A 14,851-nucleotide genomic window follows, 5' to 3' on the forward strand; every position below is an offset into this window, starting at 1 on the left:
CTATCGCTCCGTGGTCAGGGCGGCGCTCCGGTCCGTCGCCGCCAGCGGCACCGCCTGCAGGGCCTCCAGCACGAGGCCGGGGGTGAGGATCTGGGGCAGGACCGCGGGTTCGCCGGACCCGGCATAGAGGAGGTAGAGCGGCACGCCGCTGCGGCCATGGCGCTCCAGCAGGCGGGTGATCTCGGGGTTCTGGTTGGTCCAGTCGCCCTTGAGATAGGTGATGCCGCGGGCCCTCAGGCCGGCCTGGACCGCCTCGGAGCGCAGGGCCGCGCGCTCGTTGACCTGGCAGGTGATGCACCAGGCCGCCGTCATGTTCACGAAGACCGGCTTGCCCTCGGCCAGGAGCCCGTCGAGGCGCGCCTGGGTGAAGGCGCCGGTCCCGGCCTGCGCGGTCTCGGCCCCGGCCCGGTCCCGGTCGAGGCCGAGGGTGAGGATCGCCAGGGCGGCGAGGGCCGCCGCGGCGGTGCCGCGCGCGATCCAGGTGCCGGCCGGGCCGGCCCCGTGCCCGCGCTCCCAGGCCCAGGCGGCGAGGCCGACCAGCACGAGCCCGACCAGGGCGGCGAGGAGCCCGGCCGAGCCGACCTGCTGCGACAGCACCCAGACCAGCCAGGCCACGGTGGCGTAGATCGGGAAGGCCAGCGCGCCCTTGAGGGTGTCCATCCAGGCGCCGGGCCGGGGCAGGCGCCGCAGGGCCGCGGGCCAGACGGTCAGCACGAGGAAGGGCAGGGCGAGGCCGAGGCCGAGGCTCGCGAACACGGCGAGGCTCACGCCGGCCTCCTGCGTCAGGGCGAAGCCCACCGCCGAGCCCATGAAGGGGGCGGTGCAGGGGGTGGCCACCACGGTGGCGAGCACGCCGGTGAAGAACGAGCCCTCCAGGCCCGCCCGCCGGGTCAGCCCGTCGCCGAGTCCCGCGATGCCGGCGCCGAGATGCACGACGCCCGACAGGCTGAGCCCCATGGCGAACAGCAGGTCGGCGAGGCCCGCCACCACCAGGGGCGATTGCAGCTGGAAGCCCCAGCCGATGCCGGCGCCCGCCCCCTTCAGGGCGATGAGCAGGCCGGCGAGCGCCAGGAAGGACGCGAGCACGCCGGCCGTGTAGGCGAGCCCGTGCAGCCGGACGCGCCCCGCCGGCTCGCCGGAATGCGACACCAGGCCGAGCACCTTGATCGACAGGACGGGGAAGACGCAGGGCATCAGGTTGAGGAGGAGGCCGCCCAGGAAGGCGAGGCCGGCCGCGCTCCACAGGGTCAGGCTCTCGTCCGGAGCCCGGACCGGTCCCGAGGTCGGCGCGGCGGCGGAGGCGGCGCTGGCGGCGCTGCCCGCGCCCGGGGCCTCGCCGACCGCGTAGGCGCGGCGCACGGGTCCGTCCGGCGTCGCCTCGTCGAAGGCGAGCACCCCCGGCAGGGTCGCGGGCGCCGCCTCGGTGGTGTCGCCGCGGGCGAGGTCGAGGTGCAGCCCGTCCGCGTCGCTGCGCGCCTCCTGGGCCGCGGCGTTCTCGATGGCGGTCTCCGCATAGGGGAAGTAGGCGACCGAGGAGGCCGCGAGCCCCGGGGGCGTGGCGAGGTGCACCTGCAGGCGCCCGTTCTCGGCGCCGTAGCGCACGGGCCAGGGGGCGGGCACCGGCAGGGCCGCGCGGGCGGCCTCGAACAGCATCATCGCGCCGGGCGCGACCCCCGTGCTGGTGCCGCCCTGCGCCACCGGCAGGGTCAGGCGCAGCTCGGCCGAGCCCGGCACGCATTCGCGCTCGCAGACGAGGTAGGTCAGCTTGGCCTGGAGCGTCACCGGCTTGGCCGCCGCGAGCGTGTCCGGCGGGGTCACCTCGGCGAGGAGGACGGCCTCGCCCTCGTAGCCGAAATTCATCAGGTGCGAGACGGGGATGCGGCTCGGGACCGGCCACTGGATCGGCCCCGCCGTGAACCCGGCCGGCAGCGTCCAGGCGACCTCCGGGGCGAGGCCGGAATCGCCGGGATTGCGCCAGTAGACGTGCCAGTGCGGCCGCATCACCAGGCGGATGGCGACCGTGAAGGGCTCGCCGGGCCGGATCGCGGAGGGCTCCCCGACGAGGCTCGCCTTGACGAGGTCGGCCGGCATCTTGAGCCCCTGGGCGGAGGCGGGCGTCAGGGCGAGGCCGAGCAGCGCGAGCGCCAGGGCGAGAAGCCGGATCATCGGGTCCTGTTCGGTGCTGGAGGCGTGCAGGTTACGTCCGTTCGGCAGGAGCGCAAAATCCCGACGCCGCGAGATCCCTTGTCCGCGCATTTCCGCGCCGCCGGAAGGCGGGCGATGGTCGCAAGGGCCGTCCGGCGTTCCGGCCGAGCCGGGTTCAGACCGCCGCCACCATCGGCCGGGTCGCCTCCTCGAGCCAGGCCCGCGTCGCCGCGTCGAGGTCCGGCCCCAGGGCCTCCCGCACGCGGGCATGGTAGGCGTCGATCCAGGCCATCTCCTCCGGGCTCAGGAGGTCGGGCCGGATCAGGCGCCGGTCGAAGGGGGCGAGGGTCAGGGTCTCGAACCCGAGCATCGGGCGCTCGCCGCCGGGCACCGCGCGGGCCTCGACCAGCACGAGGTTCTCCAGGCGGATGCCGTAGGCGCCGGGTTTGTAATAGCCCGGCTCGTTCGAGAGGATCATGCCGGGTTCGAGGGCGACCGTCCCGGTCTTGGCGATGCGCTGCGGCCCCTCGTGCACCGACAGGAACGAGCCGACGCCGTGGCCGGTGCCGTGGTCGAAGTCGAGCCCGGCCTCCCAGAGCGGCAGGCGGGCGAAGGCATCGATCTGCGCCCCCGTGGTCCCCTTCGGGAACACCGCCCGGGCGATGCCGATATGGCCCCGGAGCACGCGGGTGAAATGGTCGCGCATCGCCTCGGAGGGCGGGCCGATCGCCACCGTGCGGGTGATGTCGGTGGTGCCGTCGGCATATTGCGCCCCGGAATCCACGAGGAACAGCTCGCCGGGCCGGATGCGCCGGTCGGTCTCCCGGCTGACCCGGTAGTGGACGATGGCGCCGTTGGCGCCGCTGCCCGAGATCGTCGGGAACGAGACGTCGCGCAGCAGACCGCCTTCGGCCCGGAAATCCTCCAGGGCCTCCACGGCGGCGATCTCGGTCAGCGTCTCGCCCTGGGCATCGAGCCAGGCGAGGAAGCGGGTGACCGCGATACCGTCGCGGCGATGGGCGGCCCGGGTGCCGGCGATCTCGGCCGGGTTCTTGACCGCCTTCATGGCGGTGATCGGATCGGGACCGAGATCGGCGACGCCGCCGGCGGCCTCGACCCGCTGCTTGAGGGCGTAGGCGGCGGTGGCGGCGTCGAGGCGCAGGCGCGCGCCGTTCGCCGCCAGGGCCGCGAGGCCGTCCGCGAAGGCGGCGCGCGGGTGCAGGTCGGCCAGGGGCGCCAGGACCTCGCGCAGCTCCGGGCTCAGGTTCGGCGAGGTCAGGTAGAGGGCGGCCCGGCCCGCGCGCGGCACCAGCGCGTAGCCCAGGACCAGGGGCGTGTGGGCCACGTCGCCGCCGCGCAGGTTGAAGGCCCAGGCGAGGTTGTGCGGGTCGGAGATCACCAGGGCGGCGTCCTCCGCCTCGGCCAGGGCCGCCCGGATGCGGGCGAGCTTGTCCCCGGCGGATTCCCCGGCGAGCTCCGGCGGATGGACGACGACGGCCCCCGCCGGCGGCTCCGGCCGGTCGGGCCAGACCGCGTCGACGGGGTTCCGATCCACCGCCTGCAGGCGCGCGCCGGCCTTGGCCGCCGCCCGCTCCATCCGCGCCACGCTGTCGGGCGTGTGCAGCCAGGGATCGTAGGCCAGCACCTGGCCGGGCTGGAGATGGGCGCCGATCCAGGCCGCCACGCTGGTCTCGGCGAGCGGCACCGGGGTGATGAAGGCGGTGTCGACCTGGGCCGGGGCCTGGAGGGTGTAGCGCCCGTCGACGACGAGGGCGGCCGTCTCGGCCAGGATCACGGCGGTGCCGGCCGAGCCGGTGAAGCCCGTGAGCCAGGCCAGGCGCTCGGCCTGGGGCGGCACGTATTCCGACTGGTGCTCGTCGGCGCGCGGCACCACGAAGCCGTCGAGCCCGGCATCCGTCAGGGCCCCGCGCAGGGCCCGGATGCGGGCGGCCCCCTGGCGGTGGCTCGGATCGTCGAAGGTCTGGAAGCGGGCACGGGTCATGGCGCTCAAGGGTTACGCCGAGCTCAGAAGGGCCGCAACCGCGTCCGGCGCGGGCGCGCCGCCGCGCCGCCGCGCTTCAGCACCAGCGTCGCCCAGCCCTCGATCAGCCCGTGCCGGGCGAGATGGAAGCCGCGGTGCCGGTAGGTGGCGAGCACGCCCGGCACGTCGCGCTCGATCAGGCCCGAGAGGATCAGCACGCCGTGGTCGGCGACCACCGCCGTCAGGGACGGCGCCAGGCCCTTCAGGGGGCGCGCCAGGATGTTGGCGAAGACCACGTCGAAGCGGCGGGGCCGGTCGGCGAGGGCGTGGCGCACGCCCGGACCCTGGTAGAGCCGGAGCACCGGCCCGAGGCCGTTGAGGCGGGCATTGCCGATCGCGGTGGTCACCGCCTCCGGGTCGAGGTCGCCGGCGATCACCGGCGTGTGCAGGTATTTCGCCGCCGCGAAGGCCAGGATGCCGGTGCCGGTGCCGACGTCGAGCACGTGGGCCGGGCGCCCGCGCTTGAGGATGTCCGCGAAGGCCCGCAGGCAGCCCAGGGTGGTGCCGTGATGGCCCGTGCCGAAGGCGAGCGCGGCCTCGATCTCGATGGCGAGGTCGTTGGCGCGGACGGTGTCGCGGTCGTGGCTGCCATGGACGAGGAAGCGGCCGGCCCGCACCGGCTTCAGGCCCTCGAGCGAGGCGCGCACCCAATCCTGCTGGTCAATGGTCTCGAAGGTGGCGACGTCCGCCTGCGCGCCGACCACGGGGCGGATCAGGTCGCGGATCATGTCCTCGTCGGGCGCGTCGGCGAAATAGGCCTCGAGCCGCCAGGTCCGGCCGTCCTCGGCCTCGAAGGCGGCCACCGCCGTCTGCGTCGGGTCGAACATCTCGCCGAGGAGATCGGTCATCGCGCGCGCCGAGCCCTCGTCGGTGAGGAGGCGCAGCACGTGGGTCGGGCGGTGGGGAGGCAGGCCTTCGAGCATGGTCGGGGCTCTACCATCCGCGACGTCCCGCCGCCACCTCGCGCGCAAGCTTGGCCGGAACGGAACCGCCCGATCCGCGTTTGTTGTCGCTTCTCCAGGCTCACGTCGATGTCGGAGCGTGCGTTGTGCGTATGAAAATCAGAAGAACCGGCGGACGAACGCCGGTCGTCCTCGCGGAAAAGTCCAAGGCCCGCCGTCGCCTCGCGCGCGAGCGCGGGGTCTTCACCGATGCCGAGACGCTCACGGGGCCGCTTCCCGGACCGATGCTGGTGCTCCTGAGCCGCCTGCACCGGTCGGAACGCGTGCCCGCCGAGGAGGAGGAGCGCGGCGCCTGACGGACGCGGTCGCGATCCGTGCTATGGCGGACCCGCCGGGCGACTCCGGCAGGCGACGGGAGACAGATCGATGATCCAGACGCGGCGGACGTGGCTCGGTGCGGTGCTCGGCCTGGCGATCTGGGCCGGCGGGACACCGGCGCGGGCCGAGACGCCCGTGGTGGTGTTCGCGGCCGCCAGCCTGAAGAACGCCCTCGACGAGGCCGCCGCCGCCTGGACCAAGGAGACGGGCAAGACCGCCCGGATCTCCTACGCGGCCTCCAGCGCCCTGGCCAAGCAGATCGAGGCCGGGGCGCCGGCCGACCTGTTCGTCTCCGCCGACCTCGCCTGGATGGACTACGTGGCGGCCCGGGACGGTCTCAAGCCGGGCACCCGCGCGAACCTCCTGCGCAACGCCCTGGTGCTGATCGCGCCGAAGGATTCGGGCGTGGCCGTGGACCTCAAGCCCGGCCTCGACCTCGGCCCTGCGCTCGGCGACGGGCGCATCGCCATGGGCAACGTCGAGGCGGTGCCGGCCGGCAAGTACGGCAAGGCGGCCCTCGAGCATCTCGGCGCCTGGGAGGGCGTGAAGGGCCGGGTCGCCCAGGCGGAGAACGTGCGGGCGGCGCTCCTTCTCGTGGCCCGCGGCGAGGCGCCGCTGGGCATCGTCTACGCCACCGACGCGGTCTCGGACCCGAGCGTCCGGGTGGTGGCCACCTTCCCGGCCGCCAGCCACCCGCCGGTGATCTATCCGGTGGCGCTCACCAAGGATTCGGCCAACCCGGATGCGGCCGCGCTGCTGGCCTACCTGCGCAGCCCCGCCGCGCGGGCGTTCTTCGAGCGCCAGGGCTTCTCGGTGATCGGCGCCGAGAACCGGACCTGATCGTCCGGTCTTGGCTCCGCCGCTCCCGGACCGGCTCGGCCTGACGCCGGAGGAATGGTCCGCCATCGCCCTCAGCCTGCGCGTGGCCGGGGTCGCCACCCTGGCGAGCCTCGTGCCGGGTCTGGCCGTCGCCTGGGTCCTGGCACGGCGGCGCTTTCCCGGCCGGGCGCTCCTCGACGGGCTGGTCCATCTCCCGCTCATCCTGCCGCCGGTGGTGACCGGCTACCTCCTGCTCCTCGCCTTCGGCCGGCGCGGCGCCCTCGGGGCGCCCCTCGCCGATCTCGGCATCGTGTTCTCGTTCCGCTGGACCGGGGCGGCGCTCGCCTGCGCGGTGATGGGCTTCCCCCTGATGGTGCGGGCGATGCGCCTCTCCCTGGAGGCCGTCGATGCCCGCGTCGAGCAGGCCGCCGCGACCCTCGGCGCCGGCCCCCTCGCGGTCTTCCTCACCGTGACGCTGCCCCTCGCCCTGCCGGGGGTGCTCGCCGGCGGCGTGCTGGCGTTCGCCAAGGCGATGGGCGAGTTCGGCGCCACCATCACCTTCGTGTCGAACATCCCCGGCGAGACCCAGACCCTGCCCTCGGCGATCTACACCCTGACCCAGGTGCCCGGCGGCGAGGCCGGCGCCCTGCGCCTCACCCTGATCTCGGTGGCGATCTCGATGGCGGCCCTGCTCGTCTCGGAGTTCCTCGCGCGCCGGGTCGGGCGCCGGATCGGGGCGGGCTGAGGCCATGACGCTGGCGGTCGATCTCGCCCTGGCGCGCGGCGCCTTCCGCCTCGACGTGGCCTTCACCGCCCCGCCGGGCCTCACCGCCCTGTTCGGACGCTCGGGCTCGGGCAAGAGCACGGTGATCGCCTGCCTCGCCGGGCTGGCCCGGCCCGACCGGGGCCGGATCGTCCTCGACGGCGAGACCCTGCTCGACACGGAGCGGGGCCGCGCGGTGGCCGCCCATCGCCGCCGCATCGGCACCGTCTTCCAGGAGGCGCGGCTGATGCCCCATCTCTCGGTCCGCCAGAATCTCGCCTACGGGCGCTGGTTCGCCCGCGGCCGCCGGGACAAGGCCGGCCTGGACCCGGACGCCGTCATCGCGCTCCTCGGCATCGGCCACCTCCTCGACCGGCGGCCGGCCGGCCTCTCCGGCGGCGAGGGCCAGCGCGTGGCGATCGGCCGAGCGCTGCTGTCGCGACCCCGCCTGCTCCTCCTGGACGAGCCCCTCGCCGCCCTCGATGCCGAGCGCAAGGCCGAGATCCTGCCGCTGATCGAGCGCCTGCGCGACGTGGCCGCGATCCCCTTGGTATACGTCAGCCACGCGGTGCCCGAGGTGGCCCGCCTCGCCGACACCATCGTGGTGCTCGAAGGGGGCCGGGTCGCGGCGGCCGGGGCCGCAGAGGGCATCCTGCGCCGGGGCGATCTCGGCGCCTTCCACGCGGCGGAGGCCGGTGCGCTCCTCGACATGGTGGTGGAGGCCGATGCTCCGAATTCGGGTCTGACGCTCCTCTCCGGGCGCGCCGGGCGGCTGCTGGTGCCCCGCCTGGCCCAGGCCGTCGGCACCGGGATCCGCGTCCACATCCCCGCCCGCGACGTCCTGCTTTCTCTCGCAGAGCCTGTCGGGCTGAGTGCCCGAAATCGCCTGAGCGGCCAAGTCCTTGCCCTCCATGTCCAGGCCGGCGGCACGGTGCTGGTGGAGGTGGATTGCGGCGGGGCGGTGCTCTCCGCCCGCCTGACGCGAGCCTCCGTGCACGAGCTCGGTCTCGTGCCCGGACGTCCGGTCTTCGCCATCGTGAAGAGCGTCGCCTTCGATCCCCACGGCATGGGACGCGCGGCCGCCGCCGTCGAGATCTAAGGGGTCGTTAAAATTCGATGCATCTCCTCAGCGTGGCATTGAGCATGCGACTCAAGAAAGGGCCTGCAAAACCAATTCCTTAAGATCCCATTCACGGCGCGGGTCTTGTCTAGGGGGACAGCGCAGAAGCCGCGAGCAGGAGCGTGCCATGTCGATCACAAGCCTCGGCGCCGTGCTGCCGGCCCGCGTCACCGGCGCCACGCCGGCCCCGATACCACCGGTCCAGCCCGTTCAGGCGCCGGCCCCCCTCGCGCCAGCGGTGCGGGTCGATATCCGCGGTCAGGATCAGGGGACCGATCCCCGGGCCGGAACGCCCCGGGCGCCGACGAGCGACGAGGACGCGAAGGCGGCCCCGGCGGCGATGGAGCCGCGCATCCGCATCGACCGGGACACGAAGGCCGTGGTCTACCAGGAGGTCGACCCGAATTCGGGGGACGTCGTGGTCCAGTTGCCGGATCCGGTGGTGCTCAAGGCCCGCGCCTACGCGGAGGCCGCCGAAGCCCGTTCCAAGCCCGCCGCCCGGCCCCTCGACCGCACCGCCTGACGCGCCACACCCACCGAAACGAAGAGAAGGCCGGGGCGCTGAGCCCCGGCCTTCTTCGTTGCTGTCGCATCGACAGGAAAAAACCGCCGGCCCGAAGGCCGGCGGCGGGCTCGTCCTTTAGCGGAGGAGCTGCAGGATGCCCTGCTGCGCCGTGTTGGCGAGCGAGAGGGCCGAGATGCCGATCGACTGGCGGGTCGACAGGGCCTGCGAGTTGGCGGCTTCCTCGTTGAGGTCCGCGTTTGTCAGGTTGGCCGCACCGGTGTCGAGGATATTGATCAGGTTCTTCGAGAAGTCCTGACGGTTCTGCACGATCGACAGGTTCGAGCCGAAGGTCGAGGACTGGGCGCGGAGCTGGCTGGTGGCCGTTGTGATGGCCGTCAGCGTTTTGTTGATCTCGTCGTCGGTCTGGAAGCCGCCGGTCACGGCCGTGAGGCCGAGACCATCGGAGTCGAGCTTGGCACCCGAGATGCTCAGGCTGGAGGTGCCCGTCTCGTTGAAGGTCACCTTCAGGGAGTTCTCGCTCGGGTCGTCACCGCTCCGGTAGAGCAGGTTGATGCCGTTGTAGCTCGAATCCTTGGCCTGCTGGGTGATCTGGTTCAAGATCTCGTTGAACTGCTTCGACAAGGTGGTGCGGGTCGAGTTTGTCGAGCCGGAGCTGTCCTTGCCGGTCGAGGTGATCGGCGTTGCGGTGTTGGTAGAAGTGCCGTTGACCGTGGAGGTCTGCGTTCCGAGGCCGATATTGACGTTGTTGGCGACCGTCGTGCCCTGAGCGGCCGTTACGGTGATCTTCTGTGTCGATCCCGCATTGGTGGAGCTCAGAACCAGCTTGTTGTTGGCATCAAAGCTCGCGGAGACGTTGCCGGCCAAGCCAGTATCGGCAGCAATCTGCGTGTTGATTGCAGCGGCGATGCTGTCTCTGCTGGCGAAAGCAGCCGTACCGCCGGCAGCCACGATCTTGGCCGCATCAAGCGTGATCGTCTTGGCCGGACCGGAACCGAGCTGAATGGTGAAAGATCCGTTCTTGGTACCCGACAGGTCGATACCGCCAGCGGTCGCGGGCGGTCCGCCCGTCGCGTCGGCGACTGCAACTGAACCGTTGATGGTCGCCTTAGCCGATCCATCCGTAGCATCGGAGCCCGTGGAGGACAGGCCGGTAGCGGCCGTACCCGTACCAGCCGTGAAGGTGCCCGAGCTTGCACCCGTCGTCGTACCGAAGCCAGTGGTAACTTGCGTGCTGCCCGAAGGCGGAGCGGCGACGCTGACCGTCACCACACCCGTCGGCCCAACATCTTGCGCACGGAATTCGATGGTGCCGGCGTTGTTGAAAGCCGAGACGGTCGAACCCGCGGCCTTCAGCTGAACATTGTACGCATCGACAACGTCATCCGCGCTCGGACCCGTACCAACAGCAGTTCCGTCCGACTTGAGGGTGGTCGAATTCACCGCCAGCGAAGTCGTGACATTGCCATCACCGACGTTGAGGAACGATCCGGCAGTCGCACTCAGGGTCGGCGTACCAAAGGCTGCACCGGCCGCGACCTTCGCGTTGGTCGTGGAAGTTGCTTTTCCAAAACCGATGTCGAGGGTCGAGCTCGCCGAGCCGTTCACGGAGAGCTGCTGGGTTGCACCGGAAGTGGTCGTCGCAAAGTTGATGCGGCCATCACCGCCAACCGTCGCAGCTATCTTGCCCTTCAGTGCAGAGCTGTTGGAGATCTGGCTATTGATTGCTGTCACCAACTGATTGGCCGAGACCTTGGTCAGGTCCGAGCTGTTGTTGGCGAGGGTCGAAGAGTCGAGTCGGATCGTGGTCTTCGTCTTGCCGCCGTCAAGCGAGATGTCGAGTGAGCCGTCTTTGGCGACGCTCGAGAAATCCTGCGTGCCGTCGGAGGTGCCGGCGAGACCCTGGAAGCTCTTGCTTCCGCTCACAGTAGCGGCAGTCGCGGCAAGGCCGCTGGTGACGGCGCTCTTGTCGGCTAGCGCCTGATTGGCGGTGGACTTGGCCGAGTCGACCAGCTTCTGGATCGAGGTGATGCCTTGGTTGGCGGCCTGGATGGTCTGGACGCCGTTCGAGATGCCGTTGAGGAGCGAGCCGAGATCGCCGGAGCGGCCGGTCAGCGACTGCGAGGTGAAGAAGCTCGTCGGGTCGTCGAGGGCCGAGTTGACCTTCTTGCCCGTGGAGAGGCGGTTCTGGGTCTGGGTGAGGAGATCGGCCGTGCCCTGCAGCGAGAGCAGGTTCTGGCGGGTCGCGGCGGTAAGGGTGATGCCTGAGGACATGGTGTTCGATCCATTCTGATCGGTGCGCCTCCGTTTTTGGAGGCCCGTGCACATGACCACCCATCCCTTGCGATCGACTTAATAGGCGCGCCGAACGAAAGCTTACGGAGATCGATCGATTGCGGCTGATCTGGAAAAGACGCTTGTTTTTCAGGGTGTTGACCGTCCGGTGCCGCTATGCCGTTGGAATCTTGTTAACCAAGATCGGCGAATGTCGGCTTCAATCCCGGAGCGAGTACCGCCATGCCTCTGAAGATCGAACTCAAGCCGTTCGAGCGCCTGCTGATCGGGGGCACGGCGATCCGCAACGGGTCCCGTCGCTCCAGCTTCGTCATCGAGACCGTCACGAAGTTCCTGCGGGAGAGCGACATCATCCTGGAAAGCGAGGCCGATACCGCCTGCAAGCGCCTCTACGTGACCCTGACGGTGATGTACCTCGCGGAGGTCACGCCCGAGGCGGAGGACCTGTTCATCACCCAGGCCAATGCGCTCATCGCGGCAGCGCCCAGCATGGCGCCCTACCTGCGCGACATCCACGACTTCATCGCCGAGCGCGATCTCTACCGCGCCCTGAAGCGCTGCAAGGAACTAATTCAATACGAGCAGTCGCTGGCCGAGCGGCTGGCGCCGCCCGCGGCGTCGGAGAACTGAGACGCCGGGACCGGAAACGAAACAAGGGAGCCCGCCGCTGCGAAGCGGCGGGCTCCCTTGTTTCGCGCAGCGTGTCTCGGACCTACATGCGCAGGCCGGCGGCGATGTTCTGATTGATGCTGATGAGGGCGGACAGTTTCTCGGCGCTCGGCTCGATCAGCGTATCGATCATCCGCTTGAAGACGAAGGTCGACAACTCGGCGATGTTGTTCTTGATCTCGATGGGAAGCGGGCTCTCGGGTGCGGTGGCTGCCCCGGCGATGATCGTCCAGACCTTCTGGTTGAAGTTCAGTGCCTCGTTCAGAGCAGGGGCCTGATTGGTCCAATCGGTCTGGATCGCCTGAAGGCGGGTCGCGGCCTTGATCAGGACGGCGGCTTCCGCTTCGCGCGGCGACAGTGCGGTCTGTGCAACCCGGGCATAGGCGCTGGCGCCGTACGACATCGAAGGATCCTTCTTCAAGGGGCGCGGACCCGATTCGGGGCGCGGAAGGAACCTTAGACATTCGATCGTTAAGGGATCGTAAGACGAATCCGTGCCGTAATCATGCCGGGATATGCGACGAGGGAGGGCGCGCACCCGCGCGGACCACGCGAGGGGTGCCGGATTCCGCCACCATGATGAACTTCATTCTGGGTACGGTCGCGGGCGGGCTCCTGGTCGGGCTCGTCACGATCTCCGCCGTTCGCCAGCCGGCCGTTCAGGCCAAGCTGGGCCTGTTTCCCGTCTCCAGCGCCCTGATGATGCCGGCAGCGAAGGCGCCGGATGCGCCGCGCCTCGATACGGCCTGTCGACCCGGAAAAACCGTCGGGCAGCCCGACATGTTGTTCTCGAAGCGCCGGTTCTGGTTCGTCGCTCCCTGACTTCGCGCCGGGACGCGTCTCAGATGCTGCTGATGAGGAACATCACCATCGTGGTCGCTACGGTGGTGCTGACGAAACCGCAGAGAGCGGCTGCGAAGGACGGACCGGTGGAGAAGTTGCGGTCGGTGGTCTTCAGATCGAGGGCTGCGATGGTGTTCATGATGGCTGACCTTGGCGGCGAATCATCGGCCGCGTGTGAGTTCACATTGGAACGACGTGTCGAGCGTGGAGGTGCGAGCCCACACTCGGTCAGTCGCAGCGGTTCGCTCGCTTGGCCGCACGCAGAGCCCGTGATTCGCTGCGAAGGTCGATCGCGATGACGCCTGCGCCGCAATCCTCGAAGGCGTCGCGTGCATCGGCGTAGCGGTCGCCGATCTCGTCGAGGGTTTCACAAGCGCGGTCGTGGTTTCCGATCCGCGCCTCCTGGCGGAACTGGTAGCGTAGCGCGTTGGCTTCATCGACCTTGCGCTGCGCATCGAGGCAGGCCGGTGCTGCGAGAGCCGTGCCTGCAAAGCTCAGGATGAGACCGGCGGAGAGGGTAAGTCGAAGCGATTGACGCATGGGGACACCTGAGATGAGGACACCTGGGCGTTCGGACGGTGAACAGAATTCATCGAGCGTTCGAAAGTGTCCGCAAGATAACGACACTTTTCCAATACTGCCTTGGATCGGCGCCGCTCACCTCGCGTTCAGGTTCCGGAAACGGCAAACTCGCCGCTAAGGTTCCACGGTTTTGTGCGGTGCCGTCCGCCGCCGACGCGACACTAGGATCGTGGCGAGCGAAACGGGACTCGGTCCCTGCGCGTCGACACCGACGTCGTACTGCCGGGGGATCGGCTTCAGCTTGTTGTGAGAATGGCCGTGCAGGTTGATGGCCCCGCGCCCGATCCCGTTCCAGGTTCGGAACGCATAGTGGCAAAGCACCAGGCGGCGTGCATCCACGGTCACCTCGGCATAGTGCGAGACCGAGCTCCAGCCGGCCGCCCGGAGCGTCCCGGGTCCATCGTTGTTGCCGACGATAAGGTGTTTGGTGCCCGGCAGGGCCGCAAGGATCTCTGCGATCCGCGCGTCGGAGGGACCGAGAGCGAAATCGCCGAGGTGCCAGACCTCGTCCTCGGCACCCACCACGGTGTTCCAGGCGGCCATCAAGGCGGCGTCGTGTGCGGCGAGGTCCGGATAGGGCCGCTTGTTGATCCGCAGAATGCGCGGATCGCCGAAATGCGTATCGCTGGTGAACCACACGGCCACGGCTGTATTCCGCCCGTCGCCGTCAGCGGCCGGGACTAAAGCGCAACGGCACGGTCACGGCGAGGCTGCTGAGCGAGATTCCGGCCGGGGCCGCCGGCAGGGAGCCGCGGACCGTCGCCAGGGCAGCGCTGTCGATGGCGCCGACGCCGCTGCTGCTGGCCAAACCGGAACTCAGGACCTGACCGGAGCGGGACACGGTGAACCGGACCACAGCGACGCCCCCGCTGGTACCGGCCGCCGCATTGGCGTTCATTCGGCCACGAATTGCCGAACTCAGCATGCCCTGCCACGCCCGAAGAGCGTTGGGATCGTTCCCTCCGGCGGCGGCGCCGGCACTGCTCTGACGGGAGGCGGAGGCAGAATTCTGCTGCGCGCGGCCCTCGCTCGCCGCGGCCGCGGCCCGGCGGGCGGCTTCCTTGGCGGCCTTCGCCTTGGCTTCCTTGGCGGCCTCGCGCCGGGCTTCGGCGATCGCCTCGCGGCGCTCCTCCTGCTCGGCCTTCAGGCGTGCCTCGCGATCGGCCTTCCGCTTGGCCTCGCGCTTGGCTTCGAGAATCTTGGCCATGTCAGGCTTCGGCTTCTCCACCTCCACGGGCTTCGGTGCCTCCGCGATCGTCGGCGGCGGGGGCGCGAGGGCCGGTGCCGCCTCTCCGGTCGAGGTGATGACCTGATCCTCGGGCGGCGGCTCGGCCACCGCTTCCACCGGCGGCGTGACAGGCGCTTCCGGCGGCTCGGCCATGGTGGTGGCTTCGGGCGCGACCGGCGTCGCGTCGGGAGGCGGCGGAACCGTGGCCTCGGGGGGCGCCACCTCGGTGGTCTCCAGGGGCTTCGTCACCGGGACGGCCTCCGGCGTCTCCACCGGGTTCGCCTCCGGGGGAGCGGGCGCCTGAGCCGCCTGTTCGGCCGGGGCCTGGGTGTTCGCCTCCGTCATCTGCGGCGCGAGATCGATCGTGACGATGTTCTCGCCCGGGGGCGCCGACGGTGCCGTGCCGAACAGCGCCATGCCGACCAGCGCCGCGACGTGCAGGGCGAGGGCGACCAGGAAGGCGGCTGTCAGACCGGACGGGCCGCGCTGCTCCGGCTCGGCATTCGTCACGAAGGCGCTGTTGGGATGCAGGGCGTTCATGGA

General features: G+C 70.5%; 16 protein-coding genes. 7 read left to right on the forward strand and 9 right to left on the reverse strand.

All coding sequences use genetic code 11. The features are described from left to right. The 3 genes from ACXJY8_RS20560 to ACXJY8_RS20570 all read right to left on the reverse strand — a co-directional run bounded on the left by ACXJY8_RS20560 (window position 1) and on the right by ACXJY8_RS20570 (window position 5,109). Entirely contained in the window at window positions 1-2,166 is a 2,166-nt protein-coding gene (locus tag ACXJY8_RS20560; protein ID WP_463772988.1) for a protein-disulfide reductase DsbD family protein, read from the reverse strand. Between the two features lie 154 nt (window positions 2,167-2,320). Further along, entirely contained in the window at window positions 2,321-4,147 is a 1,827-nt protein-coding gene (locus ACXJY8_RS20565) for an aminopeptidase P family protein (protein ID WP_463780856.1), read from the reverse strand. 23 nt (window positions 4,148-4,170) lie between these two features. Next, on the reverse strand, window positions 4,171-5,109 hold the full coding sequence (locus tag ACXJY8_RS20570) for a 50S ribosomal protein L11 methyltransferase (protein WP_463772991.1): 939 nt from the start codon (window positions 5,107-5,109) through the stop codon (window positions 4,171-4,173). Between the two features lie 131 nt (window positions 5,110-5,240). On the opposite strand from ACXJY8_RS20570, the gene ACXJY8_RS20575 reads away from it, so the two are divergent. From ACXJY8_RS20575 to ACXJY8_RS20595, 5 genes are all read left to right on the forward strand, one after another. Further along, window positions 5,241-5,444: a hypothetical protein gene (locus ACXJY8_RS20575; protein ID WP_463772995.1), complete on the forward strand. Its 204-nt coding sequence runs from the start codon at window positions 5,241-5,243 to the stop codon at window positions 5,442-5,444. A gap of 70 nt (window positions 5,445-5,514) precedes the next feature. After that, a complete protein-coding gene (gene modA, locus ACXJY8_RS20580; RefSeq protein WP_463772998.1) occupies window positions 5,515-6,306 on the forward strand; it encodes a molybdate ABC transporter substrate-binding protein in 792 nt (263 codons plus the stop codon). 10 nt (window positions 6,307-6,316) lie between these two features. Beyond that, on the forward strand, window positions 6,317-7,030 hold the full coding sequence (gene modB / locus ACXJY8_RS20585) for a molybdate ABC transporter permease subunit (RefSeq protein ID WP_463773001.1): 714 nt from the start codon (window positions 6,317-6,319) through the stop codon (window positions 7,028-7,030). A gap of 4 nt (window positions 7,031-7,034) precedes the next feature. After that, entirely contained in the window at window positions 7,035-8,147 is a 1,113-nt protein-coding gene (modC, locus tag ACXJY8_RS20590) for a molybdenum ABC transporter ATP-binding protein (protein ID WP_463773005.1), read from the forward strand. 148 nt (window positions 8,148-8,295) lie between these two features. Beyond that, the gene (locus ACXJY8_RS20595; protein WP_463773008.1) at window positions 8,296-8,691 is read left to right on the forward strand and encodes a hypothetical protein; all 396 of its coding nucleotides are present in this window, start codon (window positions 8,296-8,298) and stop codon (window positions 8,689-8,691) included. A gap of 117 nt (window positions 8,692-8,808) precedes the next feature. Here ACXJY8_RS20595 and ACXJY8_RS20600 read toward each other — a convergent pair whose 3' ends face one another. Further along, complete coding sequence (locus tag ACXJY8_RS20600; protein WP_463773010.1) at window positions 8,809-10,965, reverse strand: flagellin N-terminal helical domain-containing protein; 2,157 nt, start codon at window positions 10,963-10,965, stop codon at window positions 8,809-8,811. 243 nt (window positions 10,966-11,208) lie between these two features. Between ACXJY8_RS20600 and ACXJY8_RS20605 the strand changes: the two genes are divergently transcribed. Continuing rightward, a complete protein-coding gene (locus tag ACXJY8_RS20605) occupies window positions 11,209-11,616 on the forward strand; it encodes a flagellar biosynthesis repressor FlbT (protein WP_463773012.1) in 408 nt (135 codons plus the stop codon). A gap of 82 nt (window positions 11,617-11,698) precedes the next feature. Here the strand turns inward: ACXJY8_RS20605 and flaF are convergent, their stop codons facing one another. Then, the gene (flaF, locus tag ACXJY8_RS20610) at window positions 11,699-12,058 is read right to left on the reverse strand and encodes a flagellar biosynthesis regulator FlaF (RefSeq protein WP_055947312.1); all 360 of its coding nucleotides are present in this window, start codon (window positions 12,056-12,058) and stop codon (window positions 11,699-11,701) included. 173 nt (window positions 12,059-12,231) lie between these two features. Here flaF and ACXJY8_RS20615 point away from each other — a divergent pair, with 173 nt between their 5' ends. Further along, window positions 12,232-12,477, forward strand: coding sequence for a hypothetical protein (locus ACXJY8_RS20615; protein ID WP_463773015.1), 246 nt, complete (start codon window positions 12,232-12,234; stop codon window positions 12,475-12,477). A 19-nt stretch (window positions 12,478-12,496) separates the two neighbouring features. Here ACXJY8_RS20615 and ACXJY8_RS20620 read toward each other — a convergent pair whose 3' ends face one another. The 4 genes from ACXJY8_RS20620 to ACXJY8_RS20635 form a co-directional block, all read right to left on the reverse strand. After that, on the reverse strand, window positions 12,497-12,637 hold the full coding sequence (locus ACXJY8_RS20620; RefSeq protein WP_463773017.1) for a hypothetical protein: 141 nt from the start codon (window positions 12,635-12,637) through the stop codon (window positions 12,497-12,499). 89 nt (window positions 12,638-12,726) lie between these two features. Continuing rightward, the gene (locus ACXJY8_RS20625) at window positions 12,727-13,038 is read right to left on the reverse strand and encodes a hypothetical protein (protein ID WP_463773019.1); all 312 of its coding nucleotides are present in this window, start codon (window positions 13,036-13,038) and stop codon (window positions 12,727-12,729) included. A 156-nt stretch (window positions 13,039-13,194) separates the two neighbouring features. Further along, window positions 13,195-13,725 carry a metallophosphoesterase family protein gene (locus ACXJY8_RS20630; protein ID WP_463773022.1) on the reverse strand — a complete coding sequence of 177 codons (531 nt, stop codon included), beginning with the start codon at window positions 13,723-13,725 and terminating at the stop codon, window positions 13,195-13,197. Window positions 13,726-13,747: 22 nt separating this feature from the next. Then, window positions 13,748-14,848, reverse strand: coding sequence for a TonB family protein (locus ACXJY8_RS20635; RefSeq protein WP_463773024.1), 1,101 nt, complete (start codon window positions 14,846-14,848; stop codon window positions 13,748-13,750). Window positions 14,849-14,851: the final 3 nt, after the last annotated feature.

This window comes from Methylobacterium sp. TK31 (assembly GCF_055361545.1).